The organism is Streptomyces shenzhenensis (assembly GCF_003688995.1).
Taxonomy (GTDB): Bacteria; Actinomycetota; Actinomycetes; order Streptomycetales; family Streptomycetaceae; genus Streptomyces; species Streptomyces shenzhenensis_A.
The window spans coordinates 1-609 of record NZ_PENI01000117.1; the positions used below are offsets into that span (position 1 = coordinate 1).

General features: G+C 67.3%; 1 protein-coding gene. It reads left to right on the forward strand.

The window, feature by feature from the left end; all coding sequences use genetic code 11:
• Positions 1-600, forward strand: a 600-nt coding sequence (locus tag CTZ28_RS46435; protein ID WP_147481322.1) for a glycosyltransferase family 2 protein, incomplete at its 5' end; no start/stop codon positions are given.
• Positions 601-609: the final 9 nt, after the last annotated feature.

Sequence of the window (609 nt, forward strand, 5' to 3'; positions counted from 1 at the left end):
GAGCTGCTGCTGCTCCGCGCCTCCATAGAGGCGACCATCGGCTGGGACTTCGGCCCGAAGGCCATCGTCGAGGACGCGCAGCTGGCGCTGGCGTTCTGCCGCGAGTACCCGGGCCGCAGCGACTGGTTCAACGGCCGCTGCTACGGCGCCTCCCCGGCCACCACCAGGGACTTCATCAAGCAGCGCGAGCGCTGGGCGTGGGGCCTGGTCGCGCTGTGCTTCAACCGCACGGTGCCGTTCCGGTACCGCTGGTTCCTGCTGCTCTGCGTGGCCACCTGGGTCTTCGGCCCGCTCCAGCACATCGCGACCGTGGTCTTCGTGGCCTGGCTCATCGGCGACTTCAACACCTCGCCCGTGGCCCAGTCCGTCGTGATCATGTGGGCGCTCAACTTCGCGTACGTCATCTGGACGTACTGGGAGGGGCTGCGGCTCAACGCCCTGGTCTCGGCGAACGGCAGGCGGCGCTGGTGGGAGCCGATCGTCGTGCTCGCCCTCATCCCGGTGTTCTCCGTCATGGAAGGGCTCGGCGGCCTGCGCGGGCTGATCAAGTTCATCAAGCGCGAAGAGAACAAGTTCGTCGTCATAGCCAAGCCCGCGTGAGAAAACGAG